This is a genomic window from Parasphingopyxis marina (genome assembly GCF_014237875.1).
In the GTDB taxonomy this organism is placed as follows: Bacteria; Pseudomonadota; Alphaproteobacteria; order Sphingomonadales; family Sphingomonadaceae; genus Parasphingopyxis; species Parasphingopyxis marina.
Map to the genome: position 1 here is coordinate 224,012 of NZ_JACJVJ010000002.1, position 22,386 is coordinate 246,397.

21 protein-coding genes are annotated in these 22,386 nt (G+C 65.3%); 6 read left to right on the forward strand and 15 right to left on the reverse strand.

All coding sequences use genetic code 11. The features are described 5' to 3' along the window. Positions 1-104: 104 nt before the first annotated feature. Positions 105-662, reverse strand: coding sequence for a peptide deformylase (def, locus tag H6P80_RS09800; RefSeq protein WP_185801215.1), 558 nt, complete (start codon positions 660-662; stop codon positions 105-107). 31 nt (positions 663-693) lie between these two features. Then, positions 694-1,290 carry a recombination mediator RecR gene (gene recR / locus H6P80_RS09805; protein ID WP_185801216.1) on the reverse strand — a complete coding sequence of 199 codons (597 nt, stop codon included), beginning with the start codon at positions 1,288-1,290 and terminating at the stop codon, positions 694-696. Positions 1,291-1,343: 53 nt separating this feature from the next. Between recR and fmt the strand changes: the two genes are divergently transcribed. Both fmt and truA read left to right on the forward strand, forming a co-directional pair. Beyond that, complete coding sequence (gene fmt / locus H6P80_RS09810) at positions 1,344-2,249, forward strand: methionyl-tRNA formyltransferase (protein WP_185801217.1); 906 nt, start codon at positions 1,344-1,346, stop codon at positions 2,247-2,249. After that, positions 2,246-2,986 carry a tRNA pseudouridine(38-40) synthase TruA gene (gene truA / locus H6P80_RS09815; protein WP_185801218.1) on the forward strand — a complete coding sequence of 247 codons (741 nt, stop codon included), beginning with the start codon at positions 2,246-2,248 and terminating at the stop codon, positions 2,984-2,986. The genes fmt and truA overlap by 4 nt, the downstream gene beginning before the upstream one ends. Before the next feature lie 30 nt (positions 2,987-3,016). Here truA and H6P80_RS09820 read toward each other — a convergent pair whose 3' ends face one another. From H6P80_RS09820 to H6P80_RS09875, 12 genes are all read right to left on the reverse strand, one after another. Further along, complete coding sequence (locus tag H6P80_RS09820) at positions 3,017-4,915, reverse strand: XrtA/PEP-CTERM system amidotransferase (RefSeq protein WP_185801219.1); 1,899 nt, start codon at positions 4,913-4,915, stop codon at positions 3,017-3,019. Between the two features lie 7 nt (positions 4,916-4,922). Then, complete coding sequence (gene xrtA / locus H6P80_RS09825) at positions 4,923-6,452, reverse strand: exosortase A (RefSeq protein WP_328804981.1); 1,530 nt, start codon at positions 6,450-6,452, stop codon at positions 4,923-4,925. Further along, a complete protein-coding gene (locus tag H6P80_RS09830; protein WP_407947238.1) occupies positions 6,449-7,681 on the reverse strand; it encodes a TIGR03087 family PEP-CTERM/XrtA system glycosyltransferase in 1,233 nt (410 codons plus the stop codon). The genes xrtA and H6P80_RS09830 overlap by 4 nt, the downstream gene beginning before the upstream one ends. Then, the gene (locus tag H6P80_RS09835) at positions 7,681-8,748 is read right to left on the reverse strand and encodes a FemAB family XrtA/PEP-CTERM system-associated protein (RefSeq protein WP_185801221.1); all 1,068 of its coding nucleotides are present in this window, start codon (positions 8,746-8,748) and stop codon (positions 7,681-7,683) included. The genes H6P80_RS09830 and H6P80_RS09835 overlap by 1 nt, the downstream gene beginning before the upstream one ends. Then, complete coding sequence (locus H6P80_RS09840; protein ID WP_185801222.1) at positions 8,745-9,590, reverse strand: XrtA system polysaccharide deacetylase; 846 nt, start codon at positions 9,588-9,590, stop codon at positions 8,745-8,747. Before H6P80_RS09840 ends, H6P80_RS09835 begins: the two co-directional genes overlap by 4 nt. Positions 9,591-9,618: 28 nt before the next feature. Further along, positions 9,619-10,728 (reverse strand): XrtA/PEP-CTERM system-associated ATPase, encoded by a 1,110-nt coding sequence (locus tag H6P80_RS09845; protein ID WP_185801223.1) that lies wholly within the window; start codon positions 10,726-10,728, stop codon positions 9,619-9,621. Between the two features lie 30 nt (positions 10,729-10,758). Beyond that, positions 10,759-12,372, reverse strand: coding sequence for a hypothetical protein (locus tag H6P80_RS09850; RefSeq protein ID WP_185801224.1), 1,614 nt, complete (start codon positions 12,370-12,372; stop codon positions 10,759-10,761). Then, a complete protein-coding gene (locus tag H6P80_RS09855) occupies positions 12,372-13,361 on the reverse strand; it encodes a P-loop NTPase family protein (protein WP_185801225.1) in 990 nt (329 codons plus the stop codon). Before H6P80_RS09855 ends, H6P80_RS09850 begins: the two co-directional genes overlap by 1 nt. Positions 13,362-13,374: 13 nt before the next feature. Continuing rightward, a complete protein-coding gene (locus H6P80_RS09860; protein ID WP_185801226.1) occupies positions 13,375-14,928 on the reverse strand; it encodes an XrtA system polysaccharide chain length determinant in 1,554 nt (517 codons plus the stop codon). A 46-nt stretch (positions 14,929-14,974) separates the two neighbouring features. Then, positions 14,975-15,616: an XrtA/PEP-CTERM system exopolysaccharide export protein gene (locus H6P80_RS09865; RefSeq protein ID WP_185801227.1), complete on the reverse strand. Its 642-nt coding sequence runs from the start codon at positions 15,614-15,616 to the stop codon at positions 14,975-14,977. A 112-nt stretch (positions 15,617-15,728) separates the two neighbouring features. Then, positions 15,729-16,976, reverse strand: a complete 1,248-nt coding sequence (locus tag H6P80_RS09870) for a pyridoxal-dependent decarboxylase, exosortase A system-associated (RefSeq protein ID WP_185801228.1) — start codon at positions 16,974-16,976, stop codon at positions 15,729-15,731. Continuing rightward, positions 16,973-18,493 carry an acyl-CoA ligase (AMP-forming), exosortase A system-associated gene (locus H6P80_RS09875; protein ID WP_185801229.1) on the reverse strand — a complete coding sequence of 507 codons (1,521 nt, stop codon included), beginning with the start codon at positions 18,491-18,493 and terminating at the stop codon, positions 16,973-16,975. The genes H6P80_RS09870 and H6P80_RS09875 overlap by 4 nt, the downstream gene beginning before the upstream one ends. Positions 18,494-18,551: 58 nt before the next feature. On the opposite strand from H6P80_RS09875, the gene H6P80_RS09880 reads away from it, so the two are divergent. The 4 genes from H6P80_RS09880 to H6P80_RS09895 are packed head-to-tail and all read left to right on the forward strand — an operon-like array spanning position 18,552 to position 21,365. Next, positions 18,552-19,553, forward strand: coding sequence for a GNAT family N-acetyltransferase (locus tag H6P80_RS09880; RefSeq protein ID WP_185801230.1), 1,002 nt, complete (start codon positions 18,552-18,554; stop codon positions 19,551-19,553). A gap of 35 nt (positions 19,554-19,588) precedes the next feature. Beyond that, on the forward strand, positions 19,589-19,861 hold the full coding sequence (locus tag H6P80_RS09885; RefSeq protein ID WP_185801231.1) for an acyl carrier protein: 273 nt from the start codon (positions 19,589-19,591) through the stop codon (positions 19,859-19,861). After that, positions 19,861-20,553, forward strand: a complete 693-nt coding sequence (locus H6P80_RS09890; RefSeq protein ID WP_185801232.1) for an alpha/beta hydrolase family protein — start codon at positions 19,861-19,863, stop codon at positions 20,551-20,553. The genes H6P80_RS09885 and H6P80_RS09890 overlap by 1 nt, the downstream gene beginning before the upstream one ends. After that, positions 20,553-21,365, forward strand: a complete 813-nt coding sequence (locus H6P80_RS09895; RefSeq protein ID WP_185801233.1) for a hydrolase 1, exosortase A system-associated — start codon at positions 20,553-20,555, stop codon at positions 21,363-21,365. The genes H6P80_RS09890 and H6P80_RS09895 overlap by 1 nt, the downstream gene beginning before the upstream one ends. Here H6P80_RS09895 and trxB read toward each other — a convergent pair. Further along, entirely contained in the window at positions 21,362-22,315 is a 954-nt protein-coding gene (gene trxB / locus H6P80_RS09900) for a thioredoxin-disulfide reductase (protein ID WP_185801234.1), read from the reverse strand. The two genes, H6P80_RS09895 and trxB, sit on opposite strands and share 4 nt — an antisense overlap. Between the last annotated feature and the right edge of the window lie 71 nt (positions 22,316-22,386).

A 22,386-nucleotide genomic window follows, 5' to 3' on the forward strand; every position in this document is an offset into this window, starting at 1 on the left:
GGCGCACAGCGATGTCGGCCCAGCCAGATAGGCTGCGCCAGGCATCGCCGTGTCCGTCACGACCCGAACAGGGCCACATTTTCCGACATTGCAAGCGAGCCGCGTCAGGCAGCCGCGCGCCGCGCCTTTTCGAGCTTTTTGAGCACCATCTGGCGTTTCAGCCGCGAGAGGTGATCGATGAACAGGATGCCCTCGAGATGGTCCATCTCGTGCTGCAGGCAGGTCGCCAGCATCCCTTCGATCCGCTCCTCGTGCTTTTCGCCATTTTCGTCGAGCCAACGCGCGCCGATCGTGTCGGGCCGTTCCACCTCGGCGAACTGGTCGGGCACCGACAGGCAGCCCTCCTCGTAGCTCCGCATTTCCTCGGCGGGATCGAAGAGCTCGGGATTGATGAAGACCCGGGGATCGCGGACCGGCTCATGGTCGTGATCGCACTCTTCGCCATGCTCATGATCATGTTCGGCCGGTTCCTGCAGGTCGATCACGAGAATGCGTTTCGGCACGCCCACCTGGATCGCCGCAAGCCCGATGCCGGGCGCGTCGTACATCGTTTCGAACATGTCGGCGATCAGCGCGCGCACCTCGTCGTCCACCGTTTCGACGGGATCGGACACGATTTTCAGGCGCGGGTCGGGCGCTTCGATGATGGGTAAGATGGCCATAGCCGCTAGGTAGGAATTGGGACGATTCAGGTCAAGCGACGGGCCTTCTTGCCCGCAAGGCCTGCGCCAGCGTCCCCTCGTCGAGATAATCGAGTTCACCGCCCACCGGCAGGCCGTGCGCCAGCTGGGTGATCCGCACCGGATAGCTTTCGAGCCGTTCGGCGAGATAATGCGCGGTCGTCTGGCCCTCCAGGGTCGCGTTCATCGCCAGCACCACCTCGTCGATCTCGCCGCCCGAGACCCGCGCGATCAGGGTGTCCACGCCAAGATCCTCGGGCCGCACACCGTCGAGCGCCGAGAGCCGCCCGCCCAGCACATGGAACTTGCCGGGAAACAGCCGGGAGCGATCGAGCGCCCAAAGGTCCGCCACTTCCTCGACGACGCAGAGCGAGCGCAGGTCGCGCTTGGGGTCCGAGCAGACGCCGCACGGGTTGCTGGTATCGACATTGCCGCAAATTTCGCAGGTCGAGAGCTTGTCGCCGACCGTTTCCAGCGCGCGCAGCAGCGGCACCAGCGCCGTCTCGCGCTTTTTCAGCAGATGCAGCACCGCGCGCCGCGCCGAACGCGGGCCCAATCCGGGCAGGCGCGCCAGCGCCTGGGTCAGCTGTTCGATCTCCTGAGAGGCCATGCCCCCATCTATGGGGTTGCGCTTAGGCTTGCCAAGCGGTTCAAGCGCACATCATGCGGATTGTTTTCATGGGAACCCCGGCTTTCGCCGTGCCGGCGCTCGATGCCCTGGTCGATGCCGGGCACGATATCGCCGCTGTTTACAGCCAGCCCCCGCGCCCGGCGGGCCGGGGCAAGAAGCCGCGTCCCTCCCCCGTTCACCTGCGCGCCGAAGAGCTCGGCATCGAGGTGCGGACCCCGGCAAGCCTCAAGGGCGATACGGAGAAAGCCGATTTCGCCTCGCTTGCCGCCGAGGTAGCGGTGGTCGCAGCCTATGGGCTGATCCTCAACCGGGAGATCCTGGAAGCGCCGCAACGCGGTTGCCTCAATATCCACGCCTCGCTCCTGCCGCGCTGGCGCGGGGCCGCGCCCGTCCAGCGCGCGATCCTGGCCGGCGATATGCGCACCGGCGTCACGATCATGCAGATGGAGCGCGGGCTCGATACCGGCCCGATGCTCGCGACCCGGAAAACGCCGGTCGACCGCAAGACGGCCGGCGAACTGACGCAGGAACTGGCCGATCTCGGCGCGGCGCTGATCGTCGATGTGCTGGCCGATCTTTCCGCCTACGACCCGGAGGCACAGGATGGCGGCCACGCCACCTATGCGAGCAAGCTCGACAAGGCCGAGGCGCGGCTCGATTTTTCTGAACCCGCCGCGATGCTCGAACGGGCGGTTCGCGCCTTCAACCCGATGCCTGGTGCTTTCTTCGAGCATGAGGGCGAGCGGTTCAAAGTCCTGACGGCGGACATCGTCGACGAGAGCGGCGCGCCGGGCGCGGTGATCGACGATCGCCTTACGATCGCCTGCGGCGAGCGCGCGCTGCGCCCGACCCTCGTCCAGCGCGCCGGCAAATCGGCGATGAACACCGAGGATCTGCTCCGCGGCTTCCCCATTCCCGAGGGCACGATCCTGTCGTGACGCGCTTCCGGCTGACAATCGAATATGATGGCGGCCCCTATATGGGATGGCAGCGCCAACCCCACGGCCCCAGCGTGCAGCAGGCGATCGAGGAGGCGGCATTGGCGATTAGCGGCGAAGAGACCCTGGTCTATGGCGCCGGACGCACCGATGCCGGCGTCCATGCGCTGGCGATGGCCGCGCATATCGATATCGAAAAGTCCTTCACGCCGTTCCGGCTGGGCGAAGCGCTCAACGCCAAATTGCGGGCCGAGCCTATCGCGATCCTCGATTGCCGGGAGGTGGAGGAGGATTGGCACGCGCGGTTCAGCTGCACGGGCCGCGCCTATCGCTACCGCATCGTCAATCGCCGCGCGCCGCTCGCGCTCGAAGCCGGAAAGGCGTGGCGCATACCGCGCGAGCTCGATCATCAAGCGATGGACGAAGCGGCGCAATTGCTCGTCGGCAAGCATGATTTCACGACCTTCCGGTCGGCCCATTGCCAATCGGACAGCGCGCTGAAGACGCTCGACCGTTTGGCGGTGCGCCGCGAAGGCGACGAGGTGCTTGTCGAAGCGGAGGCGCGCTCCTTCCTCCATCACCAGGTCCGCTCGATGGTCGGCTGCCTGGCGCTGGTCGGCCAGGGGCAATGGAGGAGGGACGATCTGGGCGCGGCGCTGGAAGCGGCCGACCGTTCGCGGCTGGGCCTCAACGCCCCGCCCGAGGGATTGTATTTCGTGGAAGCGAAATATCCGTAATCGTCATTCCGGCGAAGGCTGGGGCGACAGTTATTTTCCGAGCCCGAACACCCGTCTCAGAGAGCGATCGAGCATCAGCAGCTGCCAGATCAGCCGGCCATGCTCCTCGCGCCCGCTCTTGTGTGCGTCCACGATCCGCCGGATTTCGGCATGGCGAAACCAGTCGGTCTCGGCCAGCGCCGAACTGCTCGCGATCCGGTCCGCCTCGCCCGCCAGCGGGCCGCGAAACCAGGCGCTGATCGGCGTCACGAATCCCTGTTTCTTCCGGTAGAGAATGTCCTCGGGCAGGTAGCGGCGCATCGCCTTCTTCATCAGCCATTTGCCGACGCCGCCGCGCACCCGCTGCTTCAGCGGCAGGGTCGCGGCGAATTCGACAAGGCGATGATCGAGCAAAGGCTCGCGCGCTTCAAGGCTCACCGCCATGCTCATCCGGTCGACCTTGGTCAGGATATCGCCGGGCAACCAGATCTTGAGATCGGCATATTGGGCAGCCGCAAGGCCGTCCGCCGCGGGGGCGTTCTCCATGGCCTTCACATAACGATCCTCGGCGCGATGCCCGCCCAGCGCGGTTACGAAACTGCCGCTATAGAGCCGGTGCCGCTGCCCGGGCGTCGTCACGCCGACCGACGCGGCATAGGCTTCCGCGCCCGATTTGCCCAAATCCGTGAAGGTCGATTTGGCGCGCAGATATTGCGGTGCCCAATCCAGCTTCGGATAGGCCTTGCCGAGCGTCCCGAAGAGCGGTTTGCGCACCATGCCCGGCACCCACCGCCGCGCGCGTTCCTCGCCGGCATGGAAGATGTGGCGGCGATAGCCGGCGAAGATTTCGTCCGCGCCGTCGCCCGAGAGCGAGACCGTCACCCTTTCGCGTGCCAGTTCGCACACCCGGTATGTCGGCAGCGCGCTGGCGTCGGCGAAGGGTTCGTCGAATGCCGCGACCAGCGTATCGATCAGCGCGAAATCGTCGGCCGCGACGATTCTCTTGCGGTGGTTGGTCGCGAAGCGGGCCGCGACGGCATCGGCATATTCGGTTTCATCGTGATCGGCCTCGTCGAAGCCGATCGAGCAGGTTTCGACCGCCGATTTGCTCGCCTCGGCCATCATCGCGACAACCGCGGAACTGTCGACGCCACCCGAAAGGAAGGCGCCAAGCGGCACATCGGACACGAGGCGGCTGCGCACCGCTTCGCCCATATGCGCGACAAGCTCTTCCTCGGCGGCCTCGGCGCTGCGCCGTTTCGGCTCGAAGGCGACATCCCAATAGGGGCGCGGCTCGGCGAGCGGCATCGCGCGCCGGGTCATCAGCGTATGGCCGGCCGGAAGCTTCTTCACGCCCGCCACGAAACAGGCATCGTCGGGCACGTAACCCAGAGCGAGGAAATCCTCGACCGCCTGTTCGCTCGGGCGTTTGCGGAGCAGCGGGTGCGCGAGCAGCCCCTTGAGTTCCGAGGCGAAGATCAGGCTGCCGTCGGACACTTCGGCATAATAGAGCGGTTTTACGCCGAGCCGGTCGCGGGCGAGGAATAGCGTCTTCGCCTCTTCGTCGTAAAGCGCGAAGGCGAACATGCCATGGAAATGCTCGACGCAGCGTGGGCCCCATTGCCGCCAGCCATGGAGGATCGTCTCGGTGTCCGAATGGGTCCGGAAGACGTGGCCCGCCGCTTCCAGTTCCTGCCGGATTTCGCGGAAATTGTAGATCTCGCCATTATACGTCACGACGAGTTTTTCGTCGGGGGTCGTCATCGGCTGGTCGCCCGTCGCAAGATCGATCACCGACAGGCGCAGATGGCCGAAGCCGACGCCCTGCGCGGTCCATACGCCCGCGCCGTCCGGCCCGCGATGCGGCATCGCGTCGATCATCGCGCGAACGCGCTCCGGATCGACGGGTTTCGCCGTCTCGAGATGAAAGATGCCCGCTACCCCGCACATGCGCGGATCAGTCGGCCAAGCCGGGGGTCCGGTCAACCAGTTGTTCGATACCGCCGGCATCGGCGAGGAAGGCATCGATCGCCGCGCGCGCGCCATCGCCCTCGGCCGAGATAACGATGCCGACGGCCCGCCGGTCCCCGCCAAGCAAACGCACCCGCATCGTTGCTAGCTTTGCGCGGCTGTCGCTGCCGGTGATCGCCCCGCCGACGATGGCATATTGCGCGACCTCGCGAACGACCGGCCCGGGCGCGGTGATCCGATAGGCGCGGCCCGAGGGCACGGCACGGCTATCCGATACCCAGGACCAGTCGCTTTCGGGCGGCAGGCCGCCCTGCCCGAAGCCGATCACTTCGCGGCCGTCGCGCTGGTCGGCATAAAATCCGACAGCGAGATCGACGGTCGCGCCGTCGGTGTTGGACAAGCGGCCCGCCGCAATCCGGTCCGCCCCGGCATAACGGGCCTGCCAGGGATACTGCATCGCCGTATCGCTGCGCTGCCATCCTGCGATGACCGGGAGCGCCAGCGCCGGAATCTCGGCGCGTCCCGCCGCAGCGGTCGCGCTCATCCAAAGCGGCGGCAGGACGACGAGGGCGACCGCGAGCGCAGCGGCGACCCAGCGATTCTGCGCCTTGCCGCGATACCAGCGCTGCGCTGCCGCCGGATCGAAGGCCCGGTCCTCGGGGCTGCGGTCGAAAAACCGCCAGCCCAGCGCCAACACCAGCGCGATGACCAGGGCGAAGAAAAACCAGCCATAGACGACATGATCGACGCTCTCCGCGAAGGCGATCCCCGCCCCCTCGGCAATGTAGATCGTCCCGAAAGCACGGATGCCGTTCGCGATAATCGGTACGATGACACAGGCCGCCAGAAACGCGATCCGCCGCGTCCATGACCGGAAGCAGAGATTGGCGGCGAGCGTGCCCAGCGCGATCATCGCGATCAGGAACTTGATCCCCGAACAGGCCTCGGCGACCTCGAAATAGCCTGCCGGGGTGGTGATGAAGACGCCCTCGATATGCGCGGGCACGCCGGAAAGGCCGAGCAGCAGCATCGAAAGCTCCGCCGTCACCCCTTGCAGGGCCGGCACGAACTGCTCACCGAACGGCACGAGGAAAAAGGCATAGGCGAGCGGGAACAGCAGTCCCCGCGCCACCGACAGGCCGAGGAACGCAACCACTCCGCCCTGCAGCATCAGCACGAGGCCGAGCTGGCGCCCGAAAGAGACGCTCGCCGCATCGCCCAGCAGCCAGGCCAATCCGCCCGCGCCGACGATCCCGAGGCCCCAGAAGGAACTCGCAGGCACCAGCAGCGCCAGTTCGCGCCGTCGCTGCCACACAAGCCAGCCCAGTATCGGCGGAACGACGAGGCAATGGCTGAAGGTCGAGCTGGTCCACCAGATCGTCGCCATGGCGATCGCATCGGCGTGAAACAGCAGCAGCAGGAACAGCGAAAATCCGCCGAGCATGGCGAGCGGCGCGCGCCAGGCCGCCGGAAGGCCAGTTCCGCTGTTTTCCTCGATGGCCCGATAGGCGGTCACGCTGCCGCTTCGCCGCGTGGCATCGTTATCATCTCGGCAAGCGGCGCGAGCGCGGACTCCCAGCTATAGCGCGCCAGCATCCGTTGGCGCGCCGCCTGCCCGATCAAATTCGCCATCGCTTCATTATCGAGCAGGTCGAGGATCATGTGCACGCCGGCATTGGGCGTATCGCCGACCATGATATGGCGGCCCGGTTCGGCGTCTATGCCTTCGAAGGCATCGCTGGAGGCGATCACGGGCTTGGCCATGGCCATCGCTTCGAGCACCTTGTTCTGGATGCCCCGGGCAACGCGCAGCGGCGCGACGACCAGATCGGCGGCATGGAGCCAGCTGCGAATATCGTCGACCTCGCCTGTGACCGTGATGTCACGGCGCTTGGCGAGACGCAGCACCTCCGGCGTGGGATTGCGTCCGACGATCGCGAAATGGGCATCGGGCCGCATTTCCCGCACCCCGGGAAGCACATCGTCGGCGAAGGAAATCGCGCCGTCGATATTGGGCCGGTAATCCATCTGCCCGGTGAAAACGAGCAGCGGCGCGCCGGGCTTATCGACGATCGGGAAATCGCCATCGGGCTCGAAATGATCGCAGTCGATGCCGTTTTCGAGAACCCGGATGCGCGCGGAACGGAAGCCGGTCTTGGACCGGAAAACCTCGGCCTCAGCCTCGCTCACGAAAAGGCTGTAATCGGCACGTTCGGCGACGGCGCGTTCATGGGCCCCGAGCTTCCTCGCTTCGCGCCGATAGACGAACTGCATCACCGCCGAGGATGTTTTCAGCGCATAATTGGCGAACTTCTCCGAATCGACATCGACGAAATCCATGATGAAGCGGGTGCCGGGCGGAAGCTGCGGCACGAACTGCGCCATCTGGCTGGAAAAGGCGAAAACCGTGGACACAGGTTTCGTGTCGAGGGTCTGGCCGACGAAGCGGCGAATGCCTGCGCTGTCGAACAGGGGCAGGGACATCGGCTTGTCGGCCAACATCGCCCTGGTCGCGCCGACCGGACGCGAGACGCTCCGCCGCTCGATATGGAGCGAACCGAGCCGCGATCCCATAACCTGGCGCAGCGCCTCGCCATGGGCGAGATCCGCCTCGTCGTCGGCGAACGCGGCGAGATGGACGGTGCCGAGCTCGCACAGCCGCTTCAGGATATTGAAGGAACGGATCTTGTCGCCGCGATCGGGCGGATAGGGAACGCGGTGCGCCAGGAACAGGATATCGCCCATCAACCCAGCCCCTTGGCGATCCAGGGCCCGACGCGAGTGGCGATGCCGAGCGGCAGCCGCTTCCACAGCAATACCTGCATCCGGTATTTGGGGCTGTTCGGGTTCATTTCGCGCGGCGCCGCGCCACTTGCGGTACGGCCGGCATAGACCAGCGGCGCGGGCTCGAATCCCCAATTCTTCTTGTAGCTATAGGGGCCGGTGCCGATCTTCGAGCGGCCGAAATCGAACCGCGTGCAGCCGCGTTGGCGGGCATGGTTCATCAGCGCAAAATACATGCGTTCGTTGGCGCGCAGATGCCGCGCCGCCCGCGTTCCGCCGCCCCAATAGGGCATCACGGTGCCGCCGAAATAAAAGCTCAGCACCGATGCGACCGGCGCGCCCTTGTGGCGCACGGTCAGGATGTCGGCCTCCTCGCCAAAGCTGTCGAGCATCGCGTCGAACAGCGCGCGCGGGAAAACCGGCGTGCCGAGATTGCGGACGCTTTCGGCATAGACGGCATAATGCGCGGCCCGGTCGCGTTCCGCGCGCCCGGTGTCGATCGTGAGATCGTTCTCGAACGCCTTGCGGATTTCGGCGCGCTGCTTACGCGGCACGGCCTTCAGTTCGGACTCCTCATCGGCCGCGAGCATTTTCGTGAAGCCCGCATAGACGCCTTCGCGCTTCTGCCACGCCTTGGGCAGCGCGCCGCCGCGCAGTTCGACCTCCGGACAGCTCAGCCGCTCGGCGAGATCCCAGCCCGCATTGGCGAGGGCGGTCGCGTTCCGGGGATTGCTGACCAGGGTTCCGCCGGCCACGGCGAAGCCGCTCGACACGAGCGCCCGCCCGAACAGGGGCGAATGCATCTCGGTCAGCGGCAGCAGGCCTCGCAAGCCCCCTGCCCGTTCGGCGAGCAGCATATGCCCGCGCTGGCCGCAGCCCGTTTCTACCGCCTGCAGCCATTGCGGAAGATGGAAGGGCGTACCGGCCTCATGCCCGCGGACATAGGCCTCGATCCGCCGGCATTCCGCCGGATCGGCCAGATCCGCCTTGCGGATGCGCAGCTTGTGCAGGGCGGCGGGGGCGTTCACTGGATCGTCGCCTTTTGCAGTTCGGCGACATGATCAACCCGGCCCCATTGGAAATCGCCGAGCAAGCGTTCGAGCTTGCCCTGCATGGCCGAGAGGCGACTATAGTGACGGACGCGAGATTTGAGCGGCGCATTGGCGACCCGGGGCTGATCGGGGTCGATTTCCCAAGGATGGAAATAGAAGATCGCCGGACGGCCCTCCTCGCCGTTCACCTGGCCGATAGCCCAATGCGAGAAACGATAGGGAAGCAGGCGAAAAAACCCGCCGCCACCTGCGGCGATCCTGCGGCTACCCAGCCTCGCGGTCGTTACCGGTAGTTCGATGAGGCCGGAATCGGCGAGAGGGGCGAAGGCGAAGCGCGGCGCTTCGGGCCAGCCATAATGATCGTGAGCGACCGGCGCGACGCTGGACGAATAGGCATAGCCCTGTTCGGCGAGGATGCTGTGCGCCCAGGGCGTGCGCGCGTCGATCGAGAAGCTCGGCGCGCGATAGCCGGAAAGCTTTTCGCCCGCGGCATCCTCGATCGCCGCGCGCGCGCGCGCAAGATCGGCGCGAAACTCGTCCGGCGTCATCGTGAAGACGCGCCGATGATCCCAGCCATGGCTGGCGATTTCGTGGCCAGCATCGACGATGCGGCGGATCAGCGCCGGATAGCGCGCAGCGACCCAGCCCAGCGTGAAAAAAGTGCCTTTGACGTTGGCCGCTTCGAACAGGGCGAGCACGGCATCGCTGTTGCGTTCGACGCGATGGGCCAGCCCGTCCCAGTCATCGCGCGCGATTACCGTCTCAAAGGCGCCTACCTGGAACCAGTCTTCAACATCGACCGAAAGCGCATTCAGCATAGTGGCGCATAGCCTCCCCTCGGGCCTTTCAGGCCGCACTTCCGCGAACGACATCGAAACCCGGATGATCTTCTTCTTCCTCGACCCATTGGACGAGCAAGGTCAAGACACGGCGCAGGGCCGCGTCCTGTTCGTCGATACGGGCTTCGAGAACAGCAATCCGGTCATGCAGATCGTCGCCGGAGGCAGAGCTCTTTGCGGGGCCCGGTGCGGGGCTCGGCGCAGGCGACTGCGCCTCGGGAACCGCCGCCAGTTCGGCATAGACATCGGGAGCCGGCGTAGCCTCATGCGGCTCCGGCGCTGCCCGTGCGGTTTCGACCGGTTCGCTATCGCCCGAAAGATCGGCAACGACCGCCTCCACCGCCTGCGCGTCGATGATATCGAGATCCTCGACCGCGCCGAAAAGCAGCACGCGCGCCATCAGCGTGTTGAGCCGCCGCGGTACGCCATTGGTTGCCGCATACAGCACGGCAAAGGCTTCGGACGCGAATTGCGGGCGGCCCTGCCACCCGGCGATTTTCATCCGGTGAGCGATATAGGGTTCGATCTCGCTCGCATGCATCGGCGAAAGATGATGGGTCGCGATCACGCGCTGGCGCAGCTGTTCGAGATTGGGCGCGCTCTTCACCCGGTCCCGGAATTCGGGCTGACCGAGCAGGAAAATCTGGAGCAGCGCGCGGCCCGCCGACTGGAAATTGGAGAGCATTCGCAATTCTTCGAGCGCTTCCACGGAAAGATTCTGCGCTTCGTCGACGATCAGCAAGGTCTTCCTGCCCTCGCGCGCCTGGGCGTGAAGAAAGCGCTCGATCCGGTCGAGCAGTTCGGCCTTTTTCCAGCCATGGGACTCGATCCCGAATTGCTGTGCGACAAGGCGGAGCAGCCCGTCGCCCTCGACCTGGGTCGAAACGATCTGGACAGGCGTGAGGCGGGTCGTATCGACGGTCGCCATCAGATGGCCAACGAGGGTCGTCTTGCCCGCTCCGATATCGCCGGTGATGACGATGAAGCCCTCGCCCTGCGACAGGCCATAGCCGAGATAGGCCATCGCCTTTTTATGGGTTTCGCTCTCGAACCAGAAACGCGCGTCGGGCGTCAGCTGGAACGGGTTGCCGGTCAGGCCATAATGTTCACTGTACATCGTTTTTTCCCTTGAGCGCGAACGCCCTCCCTAAAATCCGTAGCTGAGGCCGAGCAGCACCGTGCCGAGCCATTCGGTGTCCTCGCCATCGACATCGTTGGCGAACAGCCCGGCCGATGCCTGGGCACTGAGCCCGTTATAGAAGCTCATGCTGTAGGTGGCCGAGCCGCCGGAACTGAATACGTCCGCTTCACCCGGAATGCCGCTGTTGAACCAGCTCGCGTAGAGATTGCCGTCGAGGCTGGAGACCGGCGAGAGCTGGTGTCCGACATTGGCCTGCAAGGTGAAGGCTTCGTCCTCGACGCCGTCGAGCGAGAAATTCGCGCCCGTCGCCGGGGCGAGATAACGGCGGTTCTGGTAGCCGGCACCCACGCCATAGCTCCACGGCCCGCGCCCGCCCGACCAGGCGATGCTGCCGCCGCGCGAACGGAAGTTCGCCGCGTTGAGCGACTGGAAGCCGGTATCGAAACAGCCGCTACCATCGTCGGCGAAGGCGCAGCCGTTGAACTGGCCAAAGCCGTTCCGGCCGATCGTGAAATCGGTCGGCAGACCCGAAAGCGTATTCGCCGTCTGGCGGCCGAAGCTCGAAATCTCGTTATAGACCGCGGCCTGGAGCGAACTGTTCGGGCTCGTCTGATAGGTCAGATAGCCGTTATAGATGGTCGTGTCGTAGCGATGGCCGACGCGCGCGGAGAGTTCGAGGCGCGCGCTGGGCCGCCACAGCAACCCGACATCCCAGATGATCTCGTCGACATCATAGGCGAGCAGGCGCGGCGAATTGGGATCGCCCTGGAAGCGTCCATTATTGTCGAGCACCGGATTGCCGCCGGCATCGAGCAGCACGTCGCGCTGGCTGATCTCGATCTGCTCGTAACCGACGCCGCCGACCAGGGCGAGCGTCGGCGTGACCGGCACGGTAACGTCGACACGGCCATAATAGCCTTCATAGCGCTGATCGAGCTGGGCCGCGTCTTCGCGCTCATAGCCGCCCGAAACGATCCATCCGAAGGGCAGCATTTCGCCCGGCGAGATGCCGACGCTCGCCGTCGCCTGGTGGTAGGTCGAATGGTCGACATAATCGACCGGGGCCTGGGCGGGATTGGTGTTGATGACATTATTGTCTTCGACATGGGTGTAGGAGGCGCGGTAGCCGGCGCCGATTTCCAGCGGCCCGGCATGGGTTGACAGGGTCGGCCCGGCGTAAATCGTGTAGACCTGCGTCGAATTGGGATTGTCGCCGGTCAGCGAGCCGAGACCGTCGCCGCCGATCTCCGCCCGAGCCCGGGCCGCAAGCGCGCCGGCTTCGAGGCTGAGGCCGCGGGTGACCGCAACATTGGCGCGGACAAGGCCGCTATGGATGTCGTCATCGGCGATGCTGTCGCCCCACCCGATGCGGCGTTCGTAGCGATAGCTGGCGCCCACCTCGATCCGGCGGGTCGAGATTGCGGCATCCAGGCCCGCAGCGACCGAGGTATAGGTGACCACATCGTCGCCCAAGGCATCGTCGTTGCTGAGATCGAAGCTCAACACCTGCTGGACCTCGATATAGGGCGAGATATCGGTGCGCGCGGCGGCAGGCTGCGCGGCCAGCGTCGCGGCCAGCAGGCCAGCGCCCGCCATCATGCGAGGGGAAAGCGCGGCCATCATTCGTCTCCGTAACCGTAATAGGAGCTGAAACGCTTGCCGTTCGGCGTGAAGGTAACGCTGTTGAGCAGCAGCTGGATATTGGGGCAGCCGTCGAGCAGGCCGAGCGCTTCGCGAAGCTCCGCCTCGTTCGTCGTATCGGCCTTGACGACCATCATCGCCTGCCCGGCATGCATGGCGAGCACGGAGGCGGGCGAAGCCGACAGGGCCGGCGGCGAATCGACGATCACGATCCGCTGCGGGCTCGCCGCGGTCAGCCGGTGCAGGGCATCGCGCGTGTGCTGCGAGGCCAGCAATTCGGTCGCCTCGTCGGACGCGCGCCCGGCGGGCAGGATCGAAAGATTGGGAATATCGGTTTCGACGATGCAGGATTCGATGTCGATCGCGGGATCGGCCAGCGCATCGAGCAGGCCCGGTCCGTCTTCGATGCCGAAGATCCGGGCGATTTCGGGCTTCGAGAAATCGCCATCGGCAAGGACGATATCGAGATCCTTTTCGCGCGCCATCGAAAGCGCGAGGTTGATCGAGCAGAAGGTCTTGCCCTCGTCGGGCTTGGCCGAGCAGACGAGGACCATGCGGTTGTTCGCGGCCTCGCCGCTTTCCGCGCGCAGCAGCAGCTGGCGCTTGACGATGCGGAATTCCTCGGCGAGCGCGCCGGGACGCTGATCGGGCAGCGCGAAACCGCCCTCGGCAAGAGAAACGCGATCGACGGTCGCGGTGCGATGGCCGGCCCGGTCGCCCGGAGCCGGGCGGCGCGGCTCCGATACCCGCACGGGTTCGGGAAGATGCACCGGTTCCGCAATAGCTTCGGGCGCAGGGGCGGCTTCCGGCGCGGTATCGCGGGCCGGCGGCGCCGGTTCGGCGAAGGATACCGGCTCGGCCGGCGGCGCATCGTTAGCCGGCTTGCGCAGCGTGCCGCCGAAATCATATTTCTGCGCCGCGCGTTCGAGCAGCGATCCCTTGGTCTGGATGGAGCTGTGCTGGTTCATGTCTCTCGCTTCCTCAGACCGCCAGGCCGCGCTGGATGAATTCAACTGCCATCAGCAGGACGAAGACGCCGACCAGCGCCACCGTGCCGCCGGCGAAGCGGCGGAAGTTCTGGCGGCGCAGTTCGAGTTCGGCGGGGCGGACGATCTGACTGATCGCGCCGAGCACCGGCAGGCCGGTGCCGTTGCCGAGGCGACGGGCCGTGGAATAGGTCGTTTTGAGCTGGCTCTGCGCGAAGGCGGTGCCGATGCCGATGGCGATCGCCGCAACCAGCACGAGCACGAGGAACAGCGGCCGGTTGGGCGCCACCGGCGCGCTCGGCATGCTGGGCGGATCGACGACACGAAACGTGCCGCCTTCGGTCTCGGTCGCGACATCGCCGCGCAGGCGGACGCGTTCGCGGTCCGAAACCAGCTGGTTATACTGGGTCTGGAGCGCCTGATAGTCGCGGTCCAGCTGAAGCTGCTGGGCGAGCGCGCCGGGATCGGTTTCGCGCTGGCGATCGATGGCCTCGATGCCGCCGCGCAGCTGATCGCGCCGGGCGGTGAGCGCCGCGACCTGGGCCTGGCGGTCGGCCAGCATGGAACGCAGCGAGGTATAAAGCGGATTGGACGCCGTGGCGCCGCCGACCGATCGGCCGCCACCGCCTTCGCCGCGAGCCTGAGGCCGAGCGCGGGCGATTTGCGATTCGAGCGCCACGACATCGGGGTGCTGGTCGGTCCAGCCCCGCGACCGCGCATCGGCGAGCTGCTGCTGGAGCGCATTGAGCCGGGCCGTGGCCGGGCCTGCCGCGCTCGGCGCATAGCTGCCGGGAATGCTGGTGGTGGGCGGCGTAGCGTTGATCTGCGCCTGGACGGCGGAAAGCGAACTGTTCGCGGCCGCAAGATCGGATTCGACGCTGCGCAGTTCCGAGCGCGCCTGGGCGATCCGCTGTTCCAGGGTGCCGACCCCGGGCAACAGGCCGTTGAACTGGCTTTCGAACTCCGAGCGCTGGGCTTCCATTTCCTGCAGGCGCGCTTCGCGCTCGCTGATCTGGCGATCGAGAAACTCGACCGACTGGGTCGCTTCGGCGCGATTGCCGGCAAGGTTCGCCTCGACGAACACGTCGATCAGCTTCTGGTTGATCTGCTGGGAAAGCCCCGGGCTGCCCCAGCGGGCGCTGATCTCGAACGTGTTGCCGGGTTCGCCGAAATTATTCGGATTCTGCTGGGCCGCAACGGTCACATTCTCGCGCAGCTGGACGGCGAGCGCCCGCACCTGCGCGTCGGTCGATGCCTGCTGAGCGAGATCGGTCTGCCGTACGACCTGTTCGAGGTTGCTCGTCGAAGCGAGGGTTTGGCGAATCCGCTCGATATTGCCGCGCTGCTCGCGCTCGGTAATGCCGATCTCGTTGCTCAATACCGATTGCTGCTGGACGTAGATACGCGCCCGCGATTCATAACTGTTCGGGATCAGCGCGATCACCAGCCAGCCTAGGACGGCGACGCCCCAGGCAACAGCCAGCGCAAGCCAGCGGCGTTGCCAGATCGCGTGGAGCGCGATCCTGATTTCTTCGTAGATGCCGTTCATGCCGTGGCTATCGCCTTTCGCGTCCTTGGGCCGTCAGTCCGTCCGATCAGAACATGCTTTCAGGAATGATGATCACATCGCCGGGCCGCAGCTCGACATTGGCGCTGGTGTCGCCGCGGCGAAGCAGGCTGCCGATGCGCAGCGCATATTCGCGCTGCTGGCCGGATTCCCGGTCGTAGCGGACGAGCCGCGCGCGGTTGCCCGCCGCAAATTCGGAAAGGCCGCCGACCTCGATCATCGCGTCGAGCAGGGTCATGTTGGCGCGATAGGGAATCGATGCGGGCTGCTCGGTCGCGCCGATCACGCGAACGCGCTGGGCATAGGTGCCCGAAAACTCGTTGACGATCACCGAGACACGCGGGTCGGTGATATATTGGCCCAGCATCACCGAGATATCGTCGGCGAGCATCGCCGGCGTCTTGCCGGCCGCCACCATGTCTTCGATCAGCGGGGTGGTGATGCGGCCGTCGGGGCGCACCTGCACCTCCTCGGCGCCAAGCTCGGGATTGCGCCAGACGAAGATCGTCAACGTGTCGAGCGGGCCGATGACATAGTCCTCGGCCTGAGTCTGGCCGGTGCTGACAAAGGCTGCCGGCGGCAACTCGGCGCCGCCGCCGCCCATGCAACCGGAAAGCGCAAAGGCGGAAACGCCCAGCAATATGGCGGGTTTCAGGGTGCAGATACGCATGTCGGGGCCCTTTTCGTTACGGACCGGTGACGTCATCCGCGCCGGAACATGCGCGAAAACCGGCCTGTTTCGGGGCCCCTTATGCGTAGAGAAGGGTTAAGTTCGTATTGATTTATATGGTTATTTTTCGTTCATTTACGACGATTTCGGCGGCATTGGGGTGGCTGAGGAAGTGGATGGGGCTCGCGCTTAAACCATAAGCGCCCGAGGCGAACACCGCGACGAGATCGCCGATATCGGCCCTAGGCACGGCGATATCCACCGCAAGCCGGTCCAGCGGCGTGCAGAGCGGGCCGACGATCGTCGCGCTTTCTGCAGGCTCCGCGCCCATTTTCAAGGCGATGGCGACCGGGTAATTGCGCTTCATCACCATCCCGAAATTGCCCGACGCGGCGAGATGATGGTGCATACCCCCGTCGGTGACGATGAAAAGCTCACCCTTGCTGACCTTGCGGTCCAGGATGCGCGCGACATAGACGCCCGCCTCGCCAATCAGCCAGCGGCCGAGTTCGATCATGAATTGCGTGTCGGCAAGGATATCCTCGCGGCCCGCCAGTGCAGCACCGAGCCTTTCGCCGACCTGCTCGACATCGAGCGGCGTGTCGTTCGCGGTATAGGGAATTCCGAACCCGCCGCCGAGATTGACGGTTTTCGGAGCCTCTCCGATGGTTTCGGCCAGATCGGCGGCCAGCGCGATGCTCGCTTCCTGGCTCTGCGCGATCGCCTCGGCATCCAGCGACTGGGAGCCCGAATAGATATGGAAACCGCGCCAGTCCGCGCCGGCATCGAGCAGGCGCCAGACAAGCGCCGGAACGCGCTCCTGATCGACCCCGAACGGCTTGGCGCCGCCGCCCATGCTCATGCCCGAGCCCTTGAGCTCGAAATCCGGATTGACGCGCACCGCCAGTTTCGGCGTAATTGCGAGCTTTCCGGCGATGGCGAGCGCGCGTTCAGCCTCGGTTTCGGACTCCAGATTCACGGTCGCACCCAGCGAAATGGCGAGTTCCAGCTCGCCGTCGCGCTTGCCGGGTCCCGCAAAGCTCACATGGGCCATATCGGCCCCGCAATCGCGAACCACCGCCAGCTCCCCGCCCGAGGCCATATCAAGCCCGTCTGTCAGCTCCATAAAATGTTGTATTACAGCAGGATATGGATTGGCTTTAACAGCATAATGCAAATGGAGTCCGTCCGGCATCGCGGTGCGGAAACGCGCGACCTGGGCGCTCGCCAAGGCCAAGTCATAGACGTAAAAGGGCGTTTGCCCGGCCTTTTCGGCCAGTTCCGACACCGAAACCCCGCCGATCGCCAATTCGCCCTGCTGGCCGGCAAAGGCCGGCGGTATCGGTCCGATCGGTTTCATCCACCCACTGTCCCAAATTGTTCTTCTATAGCCGTGCGATCGAGCTTTCCGTTAGGATTACGCGGCAGCTCCTTCTGCCAGACGATCATGCTCGGCTGCATGAAATTAGGCAGCTCGGCCTTGAGAAATCGTTTCAGCGCCTCATCCTCCTCGGCGCCGGACGGCCGGACGACCAGATGAATGGCCTGTCCGAGCCGTTCGTCGGGCACGCCGAAAGCGCAAGCTTCCGCCACTTTTCCGCTGGCGATCGCGGCATCCTCGATCTCGCTCGGGCTGATCCGGTTACCGGCTGTCTTGATCATCGCATCGTCGCGGCCGACGAAGCGGAGAAAACCCTCGGCATCCCGTACCACCGTATCGCCGGACCAGACGGCCATGCCGCCATATTCGGAGAAGGCGGGCGCAGGCTTGAAGCGTCGCGCGGTGCGTTCGGGATCCTGCCAATAGCCCTGGGCGACCAGCGGCCCGGCATGAACGAGCTCGCCGGGCTCCTCGGGTGCCGCCTCGGCCCCCTCCCCGGTCACGACCATGATCTCGGCCAGGGGAATCGCCTTGCCGATGCTCTCCGGCATCATGTCGAGCAGGGCGGGGTCCAGCGTCGTAGAGCGAAAGGCCTCGGTAAGCCCGTACATCGAATGGAGCGCCGCGTTCGGGAAAGTTTCGCGCAATTTTCGCACCAGCGGCACCGGCATCTTGCCCCCGCTATTGGTGAGGATGCGGAGCTTCGCGGCTATGTCCGGTTCCCATTCAAGCTCGGCCAGTTGTACCCAAAGTGGCGGAACTCCGGCCAAAACGGTGGCGTCATGACGCCCGATGGCCTTCATCACGTCGCGCGGAACCAGGTAATCGAAGGGAACGACCGAGGCGCCGGCATACCAGCTCGAAAAAAGCTGGTTCTGCCCATAATCGAAACTCAGCGGCAGGACGCACAGCGTGCGGTCCTGGCTCGCAATATCCAGATAGCGCGCCACGCTGACCGCGCCGAGCCAGAGATTGGCATGGCTGAGCATCACGCCCTTGGGCCGCCCGGTAGACCCGGAAGTGTAGAGAATCGCCGCAAGATTCTGGGGATCCTGCGCCGATGGCGGCATGACGTCACCGGCCAGCCGGGCCTCCTTCTCGTCGATCGCCGCGCATCCTACAGGCAGATCGCCGGCTTCGAGGGAACCGAGCCGCGATTGTCCCGCGATCAGCATTTTTGCGCCGCTATCGGCCAGGATATGCGCGACCTGTGCATGTTTCAGCAGCGGATTGACCGGTACATGGACGAGCCCTGCCCGCGCCGCCGCCAGCGGCATCAGGCAGGCGAGCCGCGTCTTGGCGAGCCAGCTCGCGACCCGGTCGCCCTCGCCGAGCCCCTGGTCCGCCAGCCAGGCCGCCAGCGCGCCGACCGCCGCTTCCAGCCCGGCGAAATCGAGCATGCCCGCCTTGTCCGCCAGCGCCGGATTTCCGGGCTCGCCGCGTGACGTCAAATGGTCGATCGGGCTGGGTTGAGGATTTATTAGCTCTTTCGTCATCGCTTCCGTCTAGGAGGTGGCCGCATGCGCTCTATCAGCACAGGCCCCGGGATGCGACATGTCCGTTGAGGTAAAGATATTCGATCAGCTCGCCGATGTGGCGGAGGATGCCGGCGATGCGCTGTCGCGCGGGCAGCAGCCCATCCTTTACGACCGGATGCGCTGGTTCGAGATGACGCAAAAACATTGCGGCAACGGGCGGACACCCCTGGTGGTCCGGGCCATGCAGGGAGACAGCGCCGCCTGGATGTTCCTGTGCCGCACCGGCAAGCGCTCGGCCGAGGCGCTGACCAGCTGGTACACTCTGGCTTTCGATATCGTCCGGCGGGGCGAAGATCGCGGCCTGATCGAGGCGATCGCGGGGGATTTGGGGGATCTGGCGCGAATCAGCCTGGCGCCGATGGCGTCACCAGCGCGGATCGTCGAAGGCTTCACGGCGGCAGGGTGGAAGGCCTTTGTCGAAGGATCGACGCAGAACTGGCAGCTGCGCGTCCCGGACAGCTTCGATGCCTATTGGGCTGCGCGCCCCGGCAAGCTGCGCAGCACGGTCAAGCGCAAGGCGAAAAAGGCCAATCTCGAAATCCGCATCCATCGCGCTTTCGACGAAGACGCCTGGGCGGATTATCAGGCCATCTATGCGGAAAGCTGGAAACCCGAAGAAGGCTCCTGGGATTTCATGCGCGACTTCGTGACGGAAGAAGGCGAAGCGGGCAGCCTGCGGCTCGGCATCGCCTATCAGGAAGGCCGCCCGGTCGCCGCGCAGCTCTGGCACGTCGAAAACGGCCATGCGACAATCCACAAGCTCGCCTATGCCGAAAGCGCGAAATCCCATTCGCCGGGCTCGATTCTCGGGGAAGCGATGTTCCGGCACGTGATCGAGGAGGACCGGCCTGCCACCATCGACTATGGAACGGGCAATGAGCCGTACAAGGCGGACTGGATGGATGCGCCGCGCCCGCTCTACCGGATCGAACTGTTCAATCCCCGGCAACCCGCCGCCTGGGCGCCGCTGCTCAAACGCAAATTATCCGCCCTTGTCCGCCGCTCCGCAACCGACTAGGCGGGCCCGGACGTTTGCGTAGCAGGGGAAATTGCATGGCATCCGAAGGCGCTATCGAGGTCGAAGAGACGTTGCGCGCGGTGCTGGTCGACGTTCTGGGGCTTGATGCCGGGGACGTGGCCGAGTTCGACGAAAATACCGAATTGTTCGGCGCGATTCCCGAACTTGATTCAATGGCGGTCGCCGGCCTGCTCACCGAAATCGAGGACCGGCTCGGCATCTGGATCGAGGATGACGAGTTCGAAGCGGAGATGCTCGAAAGCTTCGGCAATTTGCTGGCCTTCGCGCGGGAAAAGGCGCTCCACTAATGCCCCCCGCCCCGCGTTTCAGGCGCTATGACTGGGGCAAGGGCCAGGACTGGCTGACAAGCCTCGGACCCGAAGACGGGCGATCGATCCTGATCGTGCCGCCCCTCTTCGAGGAACTGAACCGCACCCGCAAACTGCTTTCGGACCTGATGCGCGCGCTCGCCGGGCGCGGGATCGGAGCGCATCTGCCTGAGCTGCCGGGAACCGGGGAGAGCGAGACCATTCTTGCGGACGCGAATTGGGACGACTGGAAAGCGGCTGTCGCTGCCGCCTCGAACGTGTGCGATGCCGGGGCGGTGGTCGCGGTGCGCGGCGGCTGCCTCCTCGATACGGCGCATCAGGGCGAAAAGACGCTGCGCTTTGCGCCGGTGGAGGGAAAGCGGCTGATCCGCGATCTCGTCCGCTCCCGCAGCGTGACCGACAAGGCGTTCGACGCCGAGGCTCAAAAAGCCGTTTTCGTCACTGGCCCGACCATGCTGGGCGGATACCCGATCGGCGCCGAACTCGCCTGCGCCGTCCGCGATGCCGAACCCCGATCAGGGTCTTCCGTTACGGTCGTGAGGCTGGAGGGCGACCGGGGCGAAGCCGATAGCCATATCGCGGGCGCTCCGCTCTGGCGGCGCGCGGAACCGACCGGCGATCCGGCCCTGTCCGGCGCGCTCGCCGACAATATCGCGGCGTGGCTCAGCTGATGCGCGCGCTCCTTTCCTTCGACTGTGCCGGCGAATGCCTCGCCGCCTCGCTCGACGGGGCCGATGGCAAAAGCGGCGTCGTGATCGTCACGGGCGGCGGCCAGACGCGCTTCGGCGCGCATCGGGGCTTTGCGCTACTCGCCTCGGCTTTGTCGGCAGCCGGTTATCCGGTGTTGCGCTATGACCGGCGCGGCGTCGGCGACAGTTCGGGAGACGATCCCGGTTTCGAAGTCAGCGCGCCCGATCTTGCGGCCGCGGTCGCGGCATTCCGCGAACGCGCGCCGGGCCTGGAACGGGTTATCGGCTTCGGGCTGTGCGACGGCGCGACGACGCTGTGCCTCCACCATGCCGCGTGCGGGGTGGACGCGATGATCCTTGCCAATCCCTGGGTCGTCGAGGCCGCATCGGGCGAACCGCCGCCCGCCGCAATCAGCCGCCATTATCGCGACCAGCTGTCGAGCTTCGACGGCTGGAAGCGGCTGCTGACCGGCGGAATCGACTATCGCAAGGCGGTGCGGGGCGTGTTCAAGTTGCTGAAACCGCAAAAAAACGAAGGCAGCCTGGCCGAGCGCACGGCCAATGCACTGTCGGCTTCATCGGCTCCGGCGCATGTCGTGCTGGCGAGCGGGGATGCGACCGCGATCGGCTTCGAGCATGAATGGCGCAAGGGCGCGCTCTCGGCATTAGCCGGCGAGGCGCGGTTCACCCTCGATACGATCGAAAGCGACGCGCACAGTTTTGCCCGGGAGGGCGATTTCGAGAAGCTGGCCGAAAACTGCCTGGCCGCGATCCGGCGGTTCGAAAACTCCTAGCCTTGCTCGAACTCGTTCTCGCCGATGAATTTTTCGGCGTCGAGCGCGGCCATGCAGCCGGTGCCCGCAGCGGTGATCGCCTGACGGTAGATCTTGTCCATCACATCGCCGCAAGCGAAAACGCCGGGAACGCTGGTGCGCGTCGTGCCGGGCTCCACCTTGATGTAATTGTCTCCATCGAGCTCCAGATGCCCCGCGAACAGCTTGGTCGCCGGGTCGTGGCCGATGGCGATAAAGCCGCCTTCCGCCGCAATCTGAGAAATCTCGCCGGTTTTGGTGTCCTTGAGATCAATCGCGACCAGCCCAAGCGGATCGCCTTCGCCCACAAATTTATCCACAGTCTTATCCCAGAGCACGGTGATCTTGGGATTGGCGAAGAGGCGCTCCTGCAGGATTTTCTCGGCGCGCAGCTCGTCGCGGCGATGGATCAGGGTCACATCGTCGCTGTGATTGGTGAGGTAGAGCGCCTCTTCTACCGCGGTATTCCCGCCGCCGATGACCGCGATCTTCTTGCCGCGAAAGAAAAAGCCGTCGCAGGTCGCACAGGCTGAAAGCCCCTTGCCGCGCAGCAGGGTTTCGCTTTCCAGGCCGAGCCAACGCGCCTGCGCGCCGGTCGCGATAACCAGCGTATCGCCGAAATATTCGTCGCCGCCGTCGCCGACCATGCGGAACGGGCGCTGCGAGAGATCGACCTCGACGATCGAATCCCACATCATCTTGGCCCCGCAATGCTCGGCCTGCTTCTGCATCTGCTCCATCAGCCAGGGGCCCTGAATGACGTCGGCAAAGCCGGGATAATTCTCGACGTCCGTTGTCGTCATCAGCTGGCCGCCCGGCTCGATGCCCTGGACGACGATCGGCGCCATGCCGGCGCGCGCGCCGTAGATGGCCGCCGAGAGCCCGGCGGGGCCCGATCCGAGGATGAGCATTTTCGTGCGATGTTCGGCCATTGGGTCCGTCCTGATCAGGTTGTTTCAGGCCAGAGATAGGAGGCCATAAGGCCCCGGCACAAGCCGTTCAT

Excerpts from the sequence above, each read along its gene's own strand:
- H6P80_RS09820 (WP_185801219.1), bottom strand. The coding sequence starts at position 4,915 with ATGTGCGGGGTAGCGGGCATCTTTCATCTCGAGACGGCGAAACCCGTC.
- H6P80_RS09895 (WP_185801233.1), top strand. The coding sequence starts at position 20,553 with ATGCGCGCGCTCCTTTCCTTCGACTGTGCCGGCGAATGCCTCGCCGCC.
- H6P80_RS09830 (WP_407947238.1), bottom strand. The coding sequence starts at position 7,681 with ATGGGCGATATCCTGTTCCTGGCGCACCGCGTTCCCTATCCGCCCGAT.
- trxB (WP_185801234.1), bottom strand. The coding sequence starts at position 22,315 with ATGGCCGAACATCGCACGAAAATGCTCATCCTCGGATCGGGCCCCGCC.
- H6P80_RS09870 (WP_185801228.1), bottom strand. The coding sequence starts at position 16,976 with ATGAAACCGATCGGACCGATACCGCCGGCCTTTGCCGGCCAGCAGGGC.
- fmt (WP_185801217.1), top strand. The coding sequence starts at position 1,344 with ATGCGGATTGTTTTCATGGGAACCCCGGCTTTCGCCGTGCCGGCGCTC.
- H6P80_RS09890 (WP_185801232.1), top strand. The coding sequence starts at position 19,861 with ATGCCCCCCGCCCCGCGTTTCAGGCGCTATGACTGGGGCAAGGGCCAG.
- H6P80_RS09840 (WP_185801222.1), bottom strand. The coding sequence starts at position 9,590 with ATGCTGAATGCGCTTTCGGTCGATGTTGAAGACTGGTTCCAGGTAGGC.
- H6P80_RS09850 (WP_185801224.1), bottom strand. The coding sequence starts at position 12,372 with ATGGCCGCGCTTTCCCCTCGCATGATGGCGGGCGCTGGCCTGCTGGCC.
- H6P80_RS09845 (WP_185801223.1), bottom strand. The coding sequence starts at position 10,728 with ATGTACAGTGAACATTATGGCCTGACCGGCAACCCGTTCCAGCTGACG.
- recR (WP_185801216.1), bottom strand. The coding sequence starts at position 1,290 with ATGGCCTCTCAGGAGATCGAACAGCTGACCCAGGCGCTGGCGCGCCTG.
- def (WP_185801215.1), bottom strand. The coding sequence starts at position 662 with ATGGCCATCTTACCCATCATCGAAGCGCCCGACCCGCGCCTGAAAATC.
- H6P80_RS09875 (WP_185801229.1), bottom strand. The coding sequence starts at position 18,493 with ATGACGAAAGAGCTAATAAATCCTCAACCCAGCCCGATCGACCATTTG.
- H6P80_RS09885 (WP_185801231.1), top strand. The coding sequence starts at position 19,589 with ATGGCATCCGAAGGCGCTATCGAGGTCGAAGAGACGTTGCGCGCGGTG.
- H6P80_RS09860 (WP_185801226.1), bottom strand. The coding sequence starts at position 14,928 with ATGAACGGCATCTACGAAGAAATCAGGATCGCGCTCCACGCGATCTGG.
- H6P80_RS09880 (WP_185801230.1), top strand. The coding sequence starts at position 18,552 with ATGTCCGTTGAGGTAAAGATATTCGATCAGCTCGCCGATGTGGCGGAG.
- H6P80_RS09855 (WP_185801225.1), bottom strand. The coding sequence starts at position 13,361 with ATGAACCAGCACAGCTCCATCCAGACCAAGGGATCGCTGCTCGAACGC.
- H6P80_RS09865 (WP_185801227.1), bottom strand. The coding sequence starts at position 15,616 with ATGCGTATCTGCACCCTGAAACCCGCCATATTGCTGGGCGTTTCCGCC.